The organism is Stenotrophomonas sp. YJH_SMC_69, assembly GCF_059370495.1.
Window position 1 is genome coordinate 354,855 of record NZ_JCAFTS010000002.1, and the last position, 15,313, is coordinate 370,167.

Consider the following 15,313-nt stretch of genomic DNA (forward strand, 5'->3'; position numbering starts at 1 on the left):
ACCGGTAGTGCCGGCCGCTGGCCGGCAACCGCATCATTCAGGCATTCCCGGGTTGCTGGCCAGCGGCCGGCACTGCCGTCAACGTGATCCCTGCCAACGCTTCAACCCGCGCGCGATCCGCCCCACCGCCTCCTGCAACCGCGGTACTTGCTGGGTATACGCCAGCCGCACATGCTGGTTGGCGCGATGGAAGCCGAAATCCAGGCCCGGCGTGAACGCCACGTGCTCGGTTTCCAGGAAGTGCGCGCAGAACGCCTGCGCGTCGTCGGTGAACGCGCTGACATCGGCGTACAGGTAGAACGCGCCCTGCGGCTCGACTTCAATGCGGAAGCCGAGCTCACGCAACGCGGGCAGCAGGAAGTCGCGGCGTTGGCGGAACGCTTCCCGGCGCTGTTCGAAGATCGCCATCGATTCCTCGCTGAAGCAGGCGAGCGCGGCGTGCTGGGCGATGCTGGAGGCGCTGATGTACAGGTTCTGCGCCAGCTTTTCCAGGTCCGGTACCGCTGCAGGCGGTGCCACCAGCCAGCCCAGCCGCCAGCCGGTCATGCCGAAGTACTTGGAAAAGCTGTTCAGCACGAACGCGCTGTTGTCCACCTGCAGCACGCTGGGCGCATCCAGGCCGTAGGTCAGGCCGTGGTAGATCTCGTCCACCACCAGGTGGCCGCCCCGCGCGTGCAGGGCCTGCGACAGTGCCGCCAGTTCGTCGGCGGACAGCACGGTGCCGGTCGGATTGGCCGGTGAGGCGACCAGCGCGCCGACGCTGTCGTCATTCCAGTGCTGTTCCACCAGCGAAGGGGTCAGCTGGTAGGCGGTGTCCGGGCCGACCGGCACCAGCTGCGCGCCGCCCTCGACGAGGCGCAGGAAGTGGCGGTTGCAGGGGTAGCCGGGGTCGGCCAGCAGCCAGTGGCGGCCGGGATCGACCAGCAGGCTGCTGGCCAGCAGCAGCGCACCGGACCCACCCGGGGTCACCAGGATGCGTTCGGGATCGACATCCAGCCCATAGTGGCTGCGGTAGAAACCGCTGATCGCCTGGCGCAGCGCCGGCAGGCCGCGCGCGGCGGTGTAGCGGGTGTGGCCGGCGGCCAGTGCGGCCTGGCCGGCACGCACGACGGGTTCGGCGGTAGTGAAGTCCGGTTCGCCGATTTCCAGGTGGATCACATCGTGGCCTGCCTGTTCCAGCGCCTGCGCGCGGGCCAGCAGGGACATCACGTGGAACGGAGCGATTTCATGGCTGCGCCGGCTGTAGCCCGGCGTGTGGGGCGGGGTGCTCATGTGCCCATGGTACGCCGGCCGGCGCAACCCATGACGTTCCGCAGGGTTGCCGCATTGCCGCGATTGGGGTCAGATCCCTTTTCGGGAAAAGGGATCTGACCCCGTCGAAGACCATTGCATTGATGCGCCAGGAGCCTTATCTCATGAAGTCCACCCTCTGCCTGTTGCTCGCCAGCCTGATGACCACGACTGCTACCGCCGCCACGCCGCCCGTTCCGCCGGATGCCGCCAAGCATCCGCACGTGGTCAAGGCGCCGTTCGGCGCGACCCGCAACGATGACTATTACTGGCTGCGCGACGACAAGCGCGAGAACAAGGACATGCTGGCCTACCTGCAGGCCGAGAATGCCTACGCCGACCAGCTGCTGGCACCGCTGAAGCCCCTGGAAGACACCCTGTACAAGGAGATCGTCGGCCGCATCAAGCAGGATGATTCCAGCGTGCCGGCGCGCGAGCGCGGCTACTGGTACTACAGCCGCTTCGAGACCGGCCAGGATTACCCCATCCACGCGCGCCGCAAGGGCAGCATGGAGGCGGCCGAGGAAATCCTGCTGGACGTCAACGCGATGGCCGCCGGCAAGGGCTACTTCAGCGTCGGCTCGATGGAAGTCAGCCAGGACAACCAGCTGCTGGCCTGGGCCGACGATGACGTCGGCCGCCGCCAGTACACGATCCGCTTCAAGGACCTGGCCACCGGCACGGTGCTGCCCGATGTGATCACCGGCAGCTCCGGCGACCTGGTCTGGGCCGACGACAACCGCACCGTGCTGTATGTCGAAAACGATCCGGAAACGCTGCTGACCGTGCGCGTGAAGAAGCACGTGCTGGGCACCCCGGCCAGCGCCGACACCGTCGTCTACGAAGAGAAGGACGACAGCTTCTACATGGGCATCGGCCGCACCCGCGACGATCGCTTCATCACCATCGGCGTGCACAGCACCGTGTCCTCGGAAGAGCGCTACGCGCCGGCCAGCGACCCGACCACCTTCACCGTGCTGGCGCCGCGCCAGCGCGATGTCGAGTACGACGCCGACCACCATGACGGCCGCTGGGTGATCCGCACCAACGACGGTGCGAAGAACTTCAAGCTGGTCACCGCGCCGACCGATGCCACCTCGCGCGCGCAATGGAAGGATTGGATCGCGCACGACGATGCGGTGTTCATCGAAGGCTTCGAACTGTTCGACACCTACACCGCCATCGCCGAACGGTCCGAGGGCCTGGAGCGCATCCGCCTGCTGTTCAAGGACGGGCGCAGCGACTACGTGAAGGCCGACGAGCCGGCCTATTCGATGGGCCTGGGCGACAACACCGAGGCCGATACGCCGTGGCTGCGCTACGTCTACACCTCGATGACCACCCCGACCACCGTGTTCGAGCTGAACACCGCCACCGGCGAGCGTCGCCAGCTGAAGGTGCAGCCGGTGATCGGCTATGACGCCTCGAAGTACGAGACCGACCGCGTCTGGATCACCGCGCGCGATGGCGTGAAGGTGCCGGTGTCGCTGGTCTACCGCAAGGGCTACCAGAAGGACGGCAAGGGCGCGCTGTTCCAGTACGCCTACGGCAGCTACGGCATGTCGATGGATCCGTACTTCAACCAGACCGCGGTCAGCCTGCTTGATCGTGGCGTGGTGTATGCCATCGCCCACATCCGTGGCGGCCAGGAGATGGGACGCGACTGGTACGAGAACGGCAAGCTGCTGCACAAGCAGAACACCTTCAACGACTTCATCGACGTCACCCGTGGCCTGGTAGCACAGGGCTGGGCGGCGAAGGATCGCGTGGCCGCGTCCGGTGGCAGCGCCGGCGGCCTGCTGATGGGCGCGGTGGCCAACCAGGCGCCGCAGGATTACCGGGTGATGGTGGCGCAGGTGCCGTTCGTCGACGTGGTCACCACCATGCTCGACCCGACCATTCCGTTGACCACCAACGAATACGACGAGTGGGGCAACCCGGAGCAGAAGCCGTATTACGACTACATGCTGTCCTACTCGCCCTATGACAACGTGAAGCAGCAGGCGTACCCGGCGCTGTACGTGGGTACCGGCCTGTGGGATTCGCAGGTGCAGTACTGGGAGCCCGCCAAATGGGTGGCCAAGCTGCGTGATGACAACACCGGCCACTACCCGATCCTGTTCCGCACCAACATGGAAGCTGGCCACGGCGGCAAGTCGGGGCGCTTCCAGCGCTACCGTGAACTGTCCGAGTCGTACGCGTTCGTGCTGCAGCAGCTGGGCATCGCCCAGCCGTAACGGCGAAGGGGCGCCGGGCGCTGCCTGGCACCCCGAACCGGTATCCTTGCGGCCATGAGCCAGCCCGAGCCATCTGCACCCCGCGATAGCGCCACGCCGCCGCGCGTGGTGCGTTTCCGCTGGGCATGGTGGCTGCTGGCGTACGTCAGCCTGGGCACCGGCATCGTCGGCATCTTCGTTCCGGGGCTGCCGACCACCGTATTCATCCTGATCTCGGCCTGGGCCGCCTCGCGCGGTTCGGAGCGCCTGCATACCTGGCTGCTGCAGCATCCGCGTTTCGGCCCGGCCATCGCCAACTGGCAGGCACACGGGGCGGTCAGCCGCTACGGCAAGTGGATGGCCACGATCACCATGGCGGTATGCGCCGGCATCATGCTGTGGTGCGTGCCGATCGCCTGGGTGAAGTGGTTCTCGATCGGCAGCATGACCGTGGTCGCAATCTGGCTGTGGACGCGGCCGCTGCCACCACCGCCCGCGGATTGAGCGCCGGCGGCAGTGCCGGCCGCTGGCCGGCCACCCGATTCCCTGCACCAACCGCTCAGCCGCCAATGGCTATACTCGGGGCATGAAGATCCCCCATCGAAACGCCATCCTGATTCCGCTGGCAGCGGCCTCGCTGCTGCTCCTCGCCGCCTGCGGCAACAAGGGCCCGCTGGTACTGCCGCAGAAGCCGGTGCCGGTGGAAGAAACCGTCGAACCCGCTGCCGAGCCCGCCACCGAGGCGACCGCGCCGCAGACCCAGGGCAGCGGCACCCCGGCCACGACCGTGGAGCCGGCCGCACCGGCCACCCAGCCGGCGCCAACGCCCGCGAAGAAGGCGGGCAGCGGGAATGAGTAAGGCCGGTTCCAGGGCCCTGCGTTTCAGCAAGATGCATGGCGCGGGCAATGATTTCGTAGTGATCGACCTGCGTGACGGCACCGCACCGCCCACGCCCGAGCTGGCCGCGCGCCTGGCCGACCGCCACACCGGCGTTGGCTGCGACCAGATCCTGACCATCGAGGCACCGCGTGCGGACGGTTCGGTGGCCTCGTACCGCATCTGGAATGCCGACGGCTCCAATTCCGAGCAGTGCGGCAACGGCGCGCGCTGCATCGCCGCCTGGCTGGTGCGCGAGGGCAGTGCGCAGGGCGGTGCATTCGTCATCGACAGCCCGCTGGCCAGCCATGAAGTGAAGGTGCTGGGCGAAGGGCAGTTTGCGGTGACGATGGGCGTGCCCGCCTTCGAGCCGGCCAACGTGCCGCTGATGGGCTTTGCGCACGCGCGCGAGGAATACCTGCTGCCGCTGCAGGGCGAGAGCGTACGCTTCGCCGCGGTGTCGATGGGCAACCCGCATGCGGTGATCGAAGTGGGCCTGGTCGATGCTGCACCGGTCGAGCGCGTCGGTGCGCTGCTGCAGCAGCATGCGTCGTTCCCGCGCTCGGTGAACGTGGGCTTCGCCCAGGTGATGAGCCCGGCCCACGCCCGCCTGCGCGTGTTCGAGCGCGGTGTCGGCGAGACCCTGGCCTGCGGCAGTGGTGCCTGTGCCGCCGCGGTGACCCTGATGCAGCGCGGTCGCCTGCAGCGCGATGCCCGCATCAGCCTGCCCGGTGGCGACCTGCGCATCCAGTGGCCGGGCGATGGCCAGCCGGTGGTGATGGCGGGCCCGACCGCATTCGTCTTCGAAGGGGAGTGGATCGCATGACCGAAACCGTCGACAAGCTCGGGGCCCATGAAGTCGCTGCCTGGTTGCGGCGTCATCCCGGCTTCCTCAAGCAGTTCCCGGACCTGGCCCTGACCCTGGTGGTGCCGCGTGACGACGGCCCGACCGCGTCGCTGGCCAGCTACCAGCTGGAAGTGCTGCGCGAGAAGAACCGCGAGCTGGCACGACGGTTGGCCGATCTGGGCGCGACCGCCCAGGTCAATGAGCGCCTGGCGGTGCGCACGCACCAGCTGACCCTGGCGCTGATGAAGCAGGACAACGCGGCTGACACCCTGCGCGCGATGGCCGCCTCGCTGCAGGAAGACTTCGCCGGCGACCTGGTGCGGCTGGTGGTGCACACGCCAGTGGCCGGGCTGGAACAGGCCGACTGGCTGCGGGTGATTGCCGCGGATGATCCGCAGCTGGGCCCGTTCCGCGATTGCCTGAACGATGGCGAGCCGATCTGCGGCCGCCTGCAGCCGGAAAAGAATGCCGTGCTGTACGGCGTGCGCAGCGAGGAAGTGCAGACCACCGCGCTGCTGCCGCTACCGGGCGTGGGCCTGATCGCGGTCGGCAGCCACGACCCGAACCGCTTCTACCCGGGCATGGGGACGTTGTTCCTGCGCATGATGGGCGACGCGCTGGTCACTGGCCTGAAGCGCTTCCCGGGCTGAGCAGGTTGCGACGACGATGAGCGCGGTACAGGCCTTCCTGCAGCACCTGCAGGTGGAGCGGCGGATGTCGGCGCATACGCTCGACGCCTACCGCCGCGACCTGGACGCGCTGTCGGCCTGGGCCGAGCCGCGTGGCGTGGCGGTGGAGGCACTGGATGCCGAGGCCGTGCGCCAGTTCGTTGCCGACGAGCACCGGCGTGGCCTGTCGGCCAAGAGCCTGCAGCGCCGCCTGTCGGCCTGCCGAAGCTTCTATGCCTGGCTGCTCAAGCACGGGCGTATCGAGGTCAGCCCGGCAGCGACGCTGAAGGCACCGCGCGCACCGCGCCGGTTGCCACAGGTCCTCGACGCCGATGAGGCGGTGCAGCTGGTCGAGCTGGAGCCGGAGGGTGAGCTCGGCCGCCGTGACCGCGCGTTGCTGGAACTGTTCTATTCCTCTGGCCTGCGCCTGAGCGAAGTCTGCGCGCTGACCTGGCGCGATCTGGATTTCGACAGCGGGTTGGTGAACGTGCTGGGCAAGGGCAACCGCCAGCGCCGGGTGCCGTTCGGCCGGCCCGCGCGCGAAGCCCTGCAGGCGTGGCGCACGGAAAGTGGGGGCGGCCCGGCCTCGCCGGTGTTCCCCGGCCGCAACGGGCCGATCAGCCAGCGTGCAGTGCAGATCCGCATCCGCCAGCTGGCGCAGCGCCAGGGCCTGTTCAAGCACGTGCACCCGCACATGCTGCGGCACAGTTTCGCCAGCCACATCCTGGAATCGTCCGGCGACCTGCGCGGTGTGCAGGAGCTGCTGGGCCACGCCGACATAGCCACCACGCAGATCTATACCCACCTCGATTTCCAGCACCTGGCCAAGGTCTACGACGCCGCGCATCCGCGCGCGAAGCGTCGACGCAGCAACGAGGGCAGCGGAGAAAGCTGAACGTTGCCCCTGCGGCAGCCGGTCGCGGGTGGCTTGAAGGGCGCAGCGCAGTCCCCACCTCTGGTTCTGTCACCCCGGAGGCATCATGGACCCCAGTCAGAACCCCAACGTTTTCCACGCCACCACCATCGTCTGCGTCCGTCGCGGCGAGCACGTGGCCATTGCCGGCGACGGCCAGGTCACGCTGGGCCACACCGTGATGAAGGGCAACGCGCGCAAGGTGCGCCGCCTCGGCCGTGATGGCCAGGTGCTGGCCGGCTTCGCCGGTGCCGCCGCCGATGCCTTCACCTTGTTCGAGCTGTTCGAGGCCAAGCTGGAAAAGCATGGCCAGCTGCAGCGTGCTGCGGTCGAACTGGCCAAGGATTGGCGCACCGAGCGCCGCCTCGGCAAGCTGGAAGCCCTGTTGGCGGTGGCCGACAAGGAAACCTCGCTGATCATCAGCGGCACCGGCGATGTGATCGAGCCGGAGGACGGCATCATCGCCATCGGCTCGGGTGGCTCGTATGCACTGTCGGCCGCACGCGCCTTGATGGCGCACACCGAACTGGATGCGCGCACCATCGCCAGCGAAGCGATCGGCATCGCCGGCGACATCTGCATCTACACCAACCGCAACGTGGTGGTCGAGGAGCTGTGAGGGTAGCGTCGGGCGCTGGCCGGCAACCTCATGATCCCCCGCACGCGTGCCTGGTTGCCGGCCAGCGGCCGGCACTACCGACAAAGAATCCGTGAGCACATCCATGTCGAAGATCGAAGTTTCCTCCGCCACCATGACCCCGCGCGAGATCGTGCAGGAACTGGACCGGCACATCGTCGGCCAGCACGACGCCAAGCGCGCCGTGGCCATCGCCCTGCGCAACCGCTGGCGCCGCATGCAGCTGGTGCCCGAGCTGCGCAATGAAGTGATGCCGAAGAACATCCTGATGATCGGCCCGACCGGCGTCGGCAAGACCGAGATCGCGCGTCGCCTGGCCACGCTGGCCAACGCGCCGTTCGTGAAGGTCGAAGCCACCCGCTTCACCGAAGTCGGCTACGTCGGCAAGGACGTCGAGCAGATCATCCGCGACCTGGCCGATACCGCGGTCAAGCTCTATCGCGAACAGGCCAAGGTGCGCGTACGCACCCAGGCCGAAGAGCGTGCCGAAGACCGCATCCTGGATGCGCTGCTGCCGCGCCGCAGCGGTGGCATCGGCTTCGATCCGGAAGTCGCCCGCAACGAGCCGTCGGCGCAGGACAACGAGACCCGCATCAAGTTCCGCAAGATGCTGCGCAACGGTGAGCTGGACGAGCGCGAGATCGAACTCGACCTGGCCGCAAACGTCAGCATGGACATCATGACCCCGCCGGGCATGGAGGAAATGGGCCAGCAGCTGAAGTCGATGTTCGCCAACCTCGGCGGCGGCGCCAAGGCGCACAAGCGCACGCTGACCATCAAGGCCGCGCGCCCGCTGCTGATCGAGGAAGAAGCGGGCAAGCTGGTCAACGAGGACGACATCCGCACCGCCGCGATCGAGGCCTGCGAGCAGCACGGCATCGTCTTCATCGACGAGATCGACAAGGTCGCCAAGCGTGGCGACAACGTGGGTGGTGGTGACGTGTCGCGCGAAGGCGTGCAGCGCGACCTGCTGCCGCTGGTGGAAGGCTCCAACGTGTCCACCAAGTACGGCACGATCAAGACCGACCACATCCTGTTCATCGCGTCGGGCGCGTTCCACCTGGCCAAGCCCAGCGACCTGATTCCGGAGCTGCAGGGCCGCTTCCCGATCCGCGTGGAGCTGGGTGCGCTGAGCAAGAACGATTTCGTGCGCATCCTGACCGAACCGAAGGCCGCGCTGACCAAGCAGTACGAAGCACTGCTGGCCACCGAAGGCGTCAAGGTCAGCTTCACTGCCGATGCCATTGATCGTCTGGCCGAGATCGCTTTCCAGGTGAACGAACGCCAGGAAAACATCGGCGCGCGTCGCCTGCATACGGTGCTGGAGCGCCTGCTGGATTCGCTCAGCTACGAGGCACCGGACCGCGACGGCGAAACCCTGGCCATCGACAGCGCCTACGTTGACAAGCACCTGGGTGAGCTGGTGCAGGACCCGGACCTGAGCCGCTACATCCTGTAATGCCCGGTGGGGTCGGATCCCTCGCCGTGGCGAGGGCGCTGACCCCGCCCACTGCAACAGAAAAGGCCGCCGCAAGGCGGCCTTTTTCCTGTGCGGTCAGTGCGATTGCCGGGTGCGGTAGTCCCGCAGCACCTGGTCGATCACTGCACTGGTGCGGGCGGCGCTGATGCCGTTCGAGGGCGAGTGCCCGTTGCCGCGCAGTTCGTCCACGAGGGAGGCGATCAACGGCTGCTGGATCGACGACGGGTTCGGGATGTCGAAGGCCTGCACGCCCGCTTCGGTTTCCAGCTCCACCGGAACGTCCTCGAAGGTGGCAAAGCGCAGCTGGCCACGGTCGCCGGTGATCTCGATCTGATCCTGGCGGCGGAACGCGCAGAAGCTCCATTGCGCGATGCCGTGCGTCCCCGTCCCGGTGCGGAAGCACATCGAGACGCTGTCCTCGGCGGCGTAGGCGCCGGTCAACGAGCTGGCCAGGCCACGCACATCGCTCAGCGGCCCCAGCAGATGGTCGAGCAGGTCCAGGGTATGCGAGCCCAGGTCGACGAACAGCCCGCCGCCGGCGATCGCGGGGTTGGTCCGCCAGAAGTCAGGCGATGCGGCATCCACTGAATGCGGCCGGTGCAGGGTGGCGCGCACGGCGCGCACTGTGCCGATCGCGCCGTCGTCCAGCAGCTGCTTCACCTGTGCGAAGCGGGGCAGGGCACGGCGGTAGTAGGCCACGAACACGGGCACGCCGCTGCGGGCGCTGGCCGCGATGATGCGCTGGCACTCGTCGTGGTCCATGGCCATCGGCTTTTCGATGTAGACCGGCTTGCCCGCAGCAATCGCCTGCAATGCGTAGTGCATGTGCGTGGAGGGCGGTGTTGCAACGTAGACCGCGTTCACCTCCGGATCGGCGATGAGTGCATCGGCGTCCGCGTACCAGCGCGGAATCGCGTGGCGGCGTGCATAGTCTTCGGCCAATGCGGCATTGCGGCGCATGACCGCCACTACCCGTGAGCCCGGCGTGTTGGCCAGGGCTGGCCCGCTCTTCTTCTCGGTGACGCTGCCACACCCGATGAAGCCCCACACCACGTTGTCCAGGATCATCGATCTGCCCTTGCAGGGGGTGCCGCAGTGATGGGAGCAGCCTCGTTCACGCCTCGGGCAGCGGCTCGGGGACGGTGCCGGGAACGAACACACCATCCTTCACGTAGGCGGCCAGGGTCATGTCCAGCGCGAGCATGCCGTCGCGCTTGAGGTCCATCAGTTCCGGTTCGACCATCGCGCCGTGCAGCACGCCCAGCACGGTGGCGTGCAGCATGCGCGCGGCGATTTTCGGGTCGGCGCCTTCGCGCAGCTGGCCCAGATCGCGGGCGCGGCGCAGGGCACGCTCCATCCGGTCCAGCGCATCGCGGAATCCGGCCTGCTGCATTTCGGTCAGCACCCTGGTGTCCGCCGACGCATCGCTGCGCAGCATGATCTCCATGGTCTTGCGCAGGCGCTCGTCCTCGGACAGCTCGATGAACGAGTGGATCATTACCGCGCGCAGGTCGTGCACCGGGGTGTCGCGCTGGTCGGTGGAGGTGCGCTCCAGTTCCTGCATGAAGGGCAGGTGCACGCGCTCGACGATGGCGGCCAGCACCTCGCTCTTGTTCTTGAAGTGCCAGTAGACCGCGCCACGGGTGTAGCCGGCGCGGGCACCGATCATCTCCAGCGTGGTACGGGCCACGCCGTGTTCATGGAAGCAGGCTTCGGCGGCGTCAAGGATGCCTTCCCGGGTTGCCTGGGTGTCCTCTTTGGTCTTGCGGGCCATGGGTGTGGGTACGAGTGCGGGTGAAACGTGGCTGAATTGTACCGGTTTACAAACAAACAAGCATGTATGTATATTTCGCACCCATCATTCCCGTCGTGTGCGTGGCAGGCCGGTCTGGCGCCCACTCCACCCGGGTGGGCGCGATCTGCGGGCTTTCACCGGAAGGGGAACGTCCATCGATATCAGCTCCCTCTGAGATTCCTTCCTCCAAGAGCCTTTCCGTCATGTTGCTGAGCCGAATCCGACCCTTTGCACTGTCGCTGGCAATCGCCGCGACCGTGGCTGCCTGCGGCGGCCAACCCCAGGCCCCCGAGCAGGGCCCGGGTGACGTCACCGTGGTCACGCTGAAGTCCGAGACCGTGGGCCTGACCCGCGAACTGCCGGGCCGTACCAATGCCTTCCTGGTCGCCGAAGTGCGCCCGCAGGTCAATGGCATCGTGGCCAAGCGCCTGTTTACCGAGGGCGGCATGGTCAAGGCCGGCGAGCCGCTGTACCAGCTCGACGATGCCAGCTACCGGGCCCAGGCCAACAACGCCCGCGCCCAGCTGGCCCGCGCCGAAGCCACCGCCAATGCCGCGCGCCTGAGTGCCAAGCGCATCACCGAGCTGGCCAAGGTCGATGCGGTCAGCCAGCAGGACCTGGAGAACGCCGTCGCCGCGCAGAAGCAGGCCGAGGCCGACGTCGGTGCCGCCAAGGCCTCGCTGGATGCGGCCAACGTCACCCTGGGCTACGCCCGCATCACCGCGCCGATCAGCGGCCGCATCGGCAAGTCCAGCGTCACCCAGGGTGCGCTGGTCAGCGCCGGCCAGGCCAACGCACTGGCCACCGTGCAGCAGCTGGACCCGATCTATGTCGACCTGACCCAGTCCTCGGCCGAGCTGCTGCAGCTGCGCCGCGAACTGGCCGCCGGCCGCCTGCAGGACAACCAGACCCTGCCGGTCAGCATCCTGATGGAAGACGGCAGCACCTTCGAGCACAAGGGCACGCTGGAGTTCTCCGAAGTCAGCGTCGATCCGACCACCGGCAGCTTCGGCCTGCGCGTGAAGGTGGACAACCCGGACGGCCTGCTGATGCCGGGCATGTACGTGCGTGCGGTGATCGGCGGCGGCGTGCGCAGCGACGCGGTGCTGGTGCCGATGCAGGGCATCGCGCGCGATCCGAAGGGCGACACCACCGCGATGGTGGTCGGCAAGGACAACAAGGTCGAAGTGCGCCCGGTCAAGGTCAGCCGCACGGTCGGCGACAAGTGGCTGGTCGAGGACGGCCTGAAGGCCGGTGACAAGGTCATCGTCGAAGGCCTGCAGAAGATCGGCCCCGGCATGCCGGTCAAGGCCACCGAGAAGGGCGACGCACCGGCCAAGCCGGCGGCAGCCGCCCAGCCTGCCGCCCCGGCCGGCGACGCGAAGTAAGCGGAGAACCCCATGGCACGCTTTTTCATCGATCGACCCATCTTTGCGTGGGTGATCGCCATCATCATCATGCTCGCCGGCGGCCTGGCGCTGTTCAAGCTGCCGGTCTCGATGTACCCCAACGTCGCACCGCCGGCGGTGGAAATCAGTGCCACCTACCCGGGTGCATCGGCCAAGGTGGTCGAGGACTCGGTGACGCAGATCATCGAGCAGAACATGAAGGGCCTTGATGGCCTGATCTACTTCTCCTCCAACAGCTCGTCCAACGGCCAGGCCACCATCACCCTGACCTTCGAGAGCGGCACCAACCCGGATATCGCCCAGGTGCAGGTGCAGAACAAGCTGCAGCTGGCCATGCCGCTGCTGCCGCAGGAAGTGCAGCGGCAGGGCATCAACGTGGCCAAGTCCAGCTCGGGCTTCCTGAACGTCATCGCGTTCGTGTCCGAGAACGGCAGCATGGACGCCAACGACATCGCCGACTACGTCGGTTCCAATGTCGTCGACCGCCTGAGCCGCGTGCCGGGCGTGGGCAACATCCAGGTGTTCGGTGGCAAGTACGCCATGCGCATCTGGCTGGACCCGAACAAGCTGCATACCTATGGCCTGTCGGTGCCGGAAGTGACCGCCGCGATCAAGGCGCAGAACGCCCAGGTGGCGATCGGCCAGCTCGGCGGTGCGCCGTCGGTGAAGGGCCAGCAGCTCAACGCCACCATCAACGCGCAGTCGCGCCTGCAGACCCCGGAACAGTTCCGAAACATCATCGTGCGCGGTGCGCAGGACGGTGCCGAGCTGCGCCTGGGTGATGTCGCCCGCGTCGAGCTGGGTGCCGAGTCCTACGACTTCGTCACCCGCTACAACGGCCAGCCGGCCAGTGGCCTGGCGGTCACCCTGGCCACCGGCGCCAACGCGCTGGATACCGCGGCCGGTGTGGATGCCGCGCTGGAAGACATGAAGGGCTTCTTCCCGGCCGGCCTGAAGGCCGAGATCCCGTACGACACCACCCCGTTCGTGCGCGTGTCGATCAAGGGCGTGGTGCAGACCCTGATCGAAGCGATCGTGCTGGTGTTCGTGGTGATGTACCTGTTCCTGCAGAACTTCCGCGCCACCCTGATCCCGACCATCGCCGTGCCGGTGGTGCTGCTGGGTACCTTCGGCGTGCTGGCGATGCTGGGCTTCTCGGTGAACATGCTGACCATGTTCGCGATGGTGCTGGCGATCGGCCTGCTGGTGGACGATGCCATCGTGGTGGTGGAGAACGTCGAGCGCATCATGTCCGAGGAAGGGCTGTCGCCGCTCGAAGCGACCCGTAAGTCGATGGGCCAGATCACCGGTGCGCTGGTGGGTATCGGCCTGGTGCTGTCGGCGGTGTTCGTGCCGATGGCCTTCATGAGCGGCTCCACCGGCGTGATCTATCGCCAGTTCTCGGCCACGATTGTCTCTGCGATGGCGTTGTCGGTGCTGGTGGCGATCGTGCTGACCCCGGCACTGTGCGCGACCATGCTCAAGCCACTGAAGAAGGGTGAGCACCACGTCGCCCACCGTGGCCTGGCCGGTCGCTTCTTCAATGGCTTCAACCGTGGCTTCGATCGCACCAGCGAAAGCTACCAGCGCGGCGTGCGCGGCATCATCCACCGTCCGTGGCGCTTCATGGGCATCGTGGCGGCCTTGTTCGTGCTGATGGGCGTGCTGTTCGTGCGCCTGCCCAGCTCGTTCCTGCCCAACGAAGACCAGGGTGTGCTGATGGCGCTGGTGCAGGCGCCGGTCGGTGCCACCCAGGAACGCACGCTGGAATCGATCGCGGCACTGGAAAACCACTTCCTGCAGAACGAGAAGGATGCGGTGGACTCGGTGTTCTCCGTGCAGGGCTTCAGCTTCGCCGGCATGGGCCAGAACGCGGGCATGGCGTTCGTCAAGCTGAAGGACTGGAGCGAGCGTGACGCCGACAATGGCGTGATGCCGATCACCGGACGTGCGATGGCGGCCCTGGGCCAGATCAAGGATGCCTTCATCTTCGCCTTCCCGCCGCCGGCCATTCCGGAGCTGGGGACCGCCTCGGGCTACACCTTCTTCCTGAAGGACAACAGCGGCCAGGGCCACGAGGCACTGGTGGCCGCGCGCAACCAGCTGCTCGGCCTGGCCGCAGGCAGCAAGAAGCTGGCCAACGTACGCCCGAACGGCCAGGAAGACACGCCGCAGTTCCGCATCGACATCGACGCGGCCAAGGCGACCTCGCTGGGACTGTCGATCGACCAGATCAACGGCACGCTGGCAGCCGCGTGGGGCAGCTCGTACATCGATGACTTCGTCGATCGTGGCCGCGTCAAGCGCGTGTTCGTGCAGGCCGACCAGGCGTTCCGCATGGTGCCGGAGGACTTCGATCTCTGGTCCGTGAAGAACGACAAGGGTGAGATGGTGCCGTTCAGCGCCTTCGCTACCAAGCACTGGGATTACGGTTCGCCGCGCCTGGAACGCTACAACGGTGTGTCGGCAATGGAAATCCAGGGCGAACCGGCCCCGGGTGTCGCCTCCGGTGATGCCATGGCCGAGATCGAACAGCTGGCCAAGCAGCTGCCGGCGGGTTTCGGCATCGAATGGACGGCGATGTCCTACCAGGAACGCCAGGCCGGCTCGCAGACGCCGCTGCTGTACACGCTGTCGCTGATGATCGTGTTCCTGTGCCTGGCCGCGATGTATGAAAGCTGGAGCGTACCGACCGCGGTGCTGCTGGCGGCCCCGCTGGGTATCCTCGGCGCGGTGCTGGCCAACACCTTCAAGGGCCTGGAGCGCGACATCTACTTCCAGGTGGCGATGCTGACCACGGTGGGCCTGACCAGCAAGAACGCGATCCTGATCGTCGAGTTCGCCAAGGAAAACCTGGAAAAGGGCGCCAGCCTGATCGAGTCGATCATGCACGCCGTGCGCGACCGCCTGCGCCCGATCGTGATGACCTCGCTGGCCTTCGGCATGGGCGTGGTACCGCTGGCGATCTCCACCGGTGCCGGCTCCGGCGCCAAGCAGGCGATCGGCACCGGCGTGCTCGGCGGCATGATCGTCGGCACCGTGCTCGGCGTGTTCTTCGTGCCGCTGTTCTTCGTGGTGGTGCAGCGCGTGTTCAAGCGCAGATCCACGACGTGACCTGTAGCGGTCATGCCGGCCTCAGGCTGGCGTTATCGAAACGGTAGTGCCGGCCGCTGGCCGGCAC

At 67.1% G+C, this 15,313-nt stretch carries 13 protein-coding genes; 10 read left to right on the forward strand and 3 right to left on the reverse strand.

What is annotated here, in order from left to right:
• Positions 1-78: 78 nt before the first annotated feature.
• Positions 79-1,272: a pyridoxal phosphate-dependent aminotransferase gene (locus AC5P8F_RS04800; RefSeq protein WP_111206413.1), complete on the reverse strand. Its 1,194-nt coding sequence runs from the start codon at positions 1,270-1,272 to the stop codon at positions 79-81.
• Positions 1,273-1,415: 143 nt separating this feature from the next.
• On the opposite strand from AC5P8F_RS04800, the gene AC5P8F_RS04805 reads away from it, so the two are divergent.
• From AC5P8F_RS04805 to hslU, 8 genes are all read left to right on the forward strand, one after another.
• A complete protein-coding gene (locus AC5P8F_RS04805; RefSeq protein WP_049406041.1) occupies positions 1,416-3,527 on the forward strand; it encodes a S9 family peptidase in 2,112 nt (703 codons plus the stop codon).
• Between the two features lie 54 nt (positions 3,528-3,581).
• Complete coding sequence (locus AC5P8F_RS04810) at positions 3,582-4,010, forward strand: YbaN family protein (RefSeq protein ID WP_014648466.1); 429 nt, start codon at positions 3,582-3,584, stop codon at positions 4,008-4,010.
• A gap of 82 nt (positions 4,011-4,092) precedes the next feature.
• On the forward strand, positions 4,093-4,365 hold the full coding sequence (gene lptM, locus AC5P8F_RS04815) for an LPS translocon maturation chaperone LptM (RefSeq protein WP_014648465.1): 273 nt from the start codon (positions 4,093-4,095) through the stop codon (positions 4,363-4,365).
• Positions 4,358-5,209, forward strand: coding sequence for a diaminopimelate epimerase (dapF, locus tag AC5P8F_RS04820; RefSeq protein WP_049439987.1), 852 nt, complete (start codon positions 4,358-4,360; stop codon positions 5,207-5,209). Before lptM ends, dapF begins: the two co-directional genes overlap by 8 nt.
• Complete coding sequence (locus AC5P8F_RS04825; RefSeq protein WP_046432597.1) at positions 5,206-5,880, forward strand: DUF484 family protein; 675 nt, start codon at positions 5,206-5,208, stop codon at positions 5,878-5,880. Before dapF ends, AC5P8F_RS04825 begins: the two co-directional genes overlap by 4 nt.
• Positions 5,881-5,896: 16 nt before the next feature.
• Positions 5,897-6,793 (forward strand): tyrosine recombinase XerC, encoded by an 897-nt coding sequence (xerC, locus tag AC5P8F_RS04830; RefSeq protein ID WP_046432594.1) that lies wholly within the window; start codon positions 5,897-5,899, stop codon positions 6,791-6,793.
• Positions 6,794-6,878: 85 nt separating this feature from the next.
• Positions 6,879-7,430 carry an ATP-dependent protease subunit HslV gene (gene hslV / locus AC5P8F_RS04835; RefSeq protein ID WP_005411093.1) on the forward strand — a complete coding sequence of 184 codons (552 nt, stop codon included), beginning with the start codon at positions 6,879-6,881 and terminating at the stop codon, positions 7,428-7,430.
• 103 nt (positions 7,431-7,533) lie between these two features.
• Positions 7,534-8,907: an ATP-dependent protease ATPase subunit HslU gene (gene hslU / locus AC5P8F_RS04840; RefSeq protein ID WP_014648461.1), complete on the forward strand. Its 1,374-nt coding sequence runs from the start codon at positions 7,534-7,536 to the stop codon at positions 8,905-8,907.
• A gap of 96 nt (positions 8,908-9,003) precedes the next feature.
• Here hslU and AC5P8F_RS04845 read toward each other — a convergent pair whose 3' ends face one another.
• Together AC5P8F_RS04845 and smeT are read right to left on the reverse strand one after the other, a co-directional pair.
• Positions 9,004-9,996: a Gfo/Idh/MocA family protein gene (locus tag AC5P8F_RS04845; protein WP_014648460.1), complete on the reverse strand. Its 993-nt coding sequence runs from the start codon at positions 9,994-9,996 to the stop codon at positions 9,004-9,006.
• Positions 9,997-10,042: 46 nt separating this feature from the next.
• The gene (gene smeT, locus AC5P8F_RS04850; RefSeq protein WP_032961200.1) at positions 10,043-10,702 is read right to left on the reverse strand and encodes an efflux transporter SmeDEF transcriptional repressor SmeT; all 660 of its coding nucleotides are present in this window, start codon (positions 10,700-10,702) and stop codon (positions 10,043-10,045) included.
• Between the two features lie 224 nt (positions 10,703-10,926).
• On the opposite strand from smeT, the gene smeD reads away from it, so the two are divergent.
• Entirely contained in the window at positions 10,927-12,111 is a 1,185-nt protein-coding gene (gene smeD / locus AC5P8F_RS04855; protein ID WP_014648458.1) for a multidrug efflux RND transporter periplasmic adaptor subunit SmeD, read from the forward strand.
• A gap of 12 nt (positions 12,112-12,123) precedes the next feature.
• Positions 12,124-15,246, forward strand: a complete 3,123-nt coding sequence (gene smeE, locus AC5P8F_RS04860; protein ID WP_014648457.1) for a multidrug efflux RND transporter permease subunit SmeE — start codon at positions 12,124-12,126, stop codon at positions 15,244-15,246.
• Positions 15,247-15,313: the final 67 nt, after the last annotated feature.

Excerpts from the sequence above, each read along its gene's own strand:
- AC5P8F_RS04800 (WP_111206413.1), bottom strand. The coding sequence starts at position 1,272 with ATGAGCACCCCGCCCCACACGCCGGGCTACAGCCGGCGCAGCCATGAA.
- AC5P8F_RS04805 (WP_049406041.1), top strand. The coding sequence starts at position 1,416 with ATGAAGTCCACCCTCTGCCTGTTGCTCGCCAGCCTGATGACCACGACT.
- AC5P8F_RS04810 (WP_014648466.1), top strand. The coding sequence starts at position 3,582 with ATGAGCCAGCCCGAGCCATCTGCACCCCGCGATAGCGCCACGCCGCCG.
- lptM (WP_014648465.1), top strand. The coding sequence starts at position 4,093 with ATGAAGATCCCCCATCGAAACGCCATCCTGATTCCGCTGGCAGCGGCC.
- dapF (WP_049439987.1), top strand. The coding sequence starts at position 4,358 with ATGAGTAAGGCCGGTTCCAGGGCCCTGCGTTTCAGCAAGATGCATGGC.
- AC5P8F_RS04825 (WP_046432597.1), top strand. The coding sequence starts at position 5,206 with ATGACCGAAACCGTCGACAAGCTCGGGGCCCATGAAGTCGCTGCCTGG.
- xerC (WP_046432594.1), top strand. The coding sequence starts at position 5,897 with ATGAGCGCGGTACAGGCCTTCCTGCAGCACCTGCAGGTGGAGCGGCGG.
- hslV (WP_005411093.1), top strand. The coding sequence starts at position 6,879 with ATGGACCCCAGTCAGAACCCCAACGTTTTCCACGCCACCACCATCGTC.
- hslU (WP_014648461.1), top strand. The coding sequence starts at position 7,534 with ATGTCGAAGATCGAAGTTTCCTCCGCCACCATGACCCCGCGCGAGATC.
- AC5P8F_RS04845 (WP_014648460.1), bottom strand. The coding sequence starts at position 9,996 with ATGATCCTGGACAACGTGGTGTGGGGCTTCATCGGGTGTGGCAGCGTC.
- smeT (WP_032961200.1), bottom strand. The coding sequence starts at position 10,702 with ATGGCCCGCAAGACCAAAGAGGACACCCAGGCAACCCGGGAAGGCATC.
- smeD (WP_014648458.1), top strand. The coding sequence starts at position 10,927 with ATGTTGCTGAGCCGAATCCGACCCTTTGCACTGTCGCTGGCAATCGCC.
- smeE (WP_014648457.1), top strand. The coding sequence starts at position 12,124 with ATGGCACGCTTTTTCATCGATCGACCCATCTTTGCGTGGGTGATCGCC.